Here is a 1,382-nt window from a genome sequence, read left to right on the forward strand (position 1 = left end):
GAGTATTGCAAACATGCTGAGGCTATCTATTCATTTTTCCGCAAGAATAAGGTGAAACATATTCAGTTCTCACCTCTTGTCGAATCATCTCCATTAGAAACAGGGCAAGCTCGTGGCCAGCACTTTGGTAGCAATCTGATTTTCTCGACAGACAAACACCATACAGATCCTCAGAAATACGAACCTATCGCTTGGTCTGTTGATGCCAAAGAATACGGACGTTTTCTCACCGACGTATTTCATCTTTGGGTTTCTCAAGATGTTGGAAAAGTCTTCATTTCGAGCTTCGAACAGGCATTAACACAATACCTTGGCAACCCCTCTCCAAACTGTATTCATGCCAAAAAATGCGGCTCGTCTTATGCCGTTGAAGCAAATGGTGACGTTTATTTCTGTGACCATATCGCCTACCCGGAGTCGAAACTCGGCAATGTATTCGAAACATCGTTACACGAGATGTCGTTGAATCACGAACTTCAGTTCAATAAAGAATCCCGCTTATCTATGCGATGTAAACAGTGCCAGTACTTGTCTCTCTGCAACGGCGGTTGCCCAAAACATCGCTATCTCTCCGACACTGGTGAGCATGAAAACGTCCTTTGTGATGGTTATTTCTATTTTTTCAGCTCAATACAAAAGTATTTGCAAGCAATGACGACGCTCTTAGCTCATGGCTATCCAGCAAGCTATGTCATGCAAGCATTAGACGGCCCTTTAATCCTAACACCCTCTAATAAAAGGTAATCAATAAATGGATATTTTGAAAACAACGGTGACCATCACCGGAGCGCTCGCTCCGTGTTTGGTTGCGGCAGGAACGGTAGACAGAACAAAGCTCCCAATTCCTGACATTGAGCCCCAAACTTACACTCAACTCGACGTGCGAGATGTTCAGCGCCCGGAGCCAACTCGCCGAATCGCAGCACCAAAAGATGCACCTAACGTGCTTGTTATTTTGTTAGATGACGTCGGCTTTAGTCAGTCATCCCTTTTTGGGGGCGCTGTTGATATGCCGACACTTGATGCGTTAGCTAAACAAGGTCTTATCTATAACCAATTCCATACAACAGGAGTAAGCTCTGCAACTCGAACTGCCTTGCTTACTGGCCGCAATCATCACCAAAATAATATGGGTTCAATTGCGGAAACATCGACGGCCTTCCCTGGCAATACAAGCGTTCGACCAAACTACATCGCTGCCCTACCAAAAATTTTGAAATATAACGGTTACAGCACGGCAATGTTTGGTAAAAACCACGAAATTCCAGCTTGGGAGACAGGACCCGCAGGTAACCAAACGCTTTGGCCTTCTGAAGTGGGTTTCGACAAATTCTACGGCTTCTTCGGTGGTGAAACCGACCAGTTCCAACCCGTGTTGATTG

At 45.3% G+C, this 1,382-nt stretch carries 2 protein-coding genes; both read left to right on the top strand.

The genetic code is table 11. The features are described from left to right. On the top strand, window positions 1–744 hold a 744-nt coding region (locus tag R7E00_RS23485; protein WP_318124635.1), incomplete at its 5' end, for an SPASM domain-containing protein. A 7-nt stretch (window positions 745–751) separates the two neighbouring features. Then, window positions 752–1,382: sulfatase-like hydrolase/transferase (locus R7E00_RS23490; RefSeq protein WP_318124636.1), on the top strand; the 631-nt coding region annotated here is incomplete at its 3' end.

It is taken from the genome of Vibrio sp. Vb1755 (genome assembly GCF_033338635.1).
Taxonomy (GTDB): Bacteria; Pseudomonadota; Gammaproteobacteria; order Enterobacterales; family Vibrionaceae; genus Vibrio; species Vibrio alginolyticus.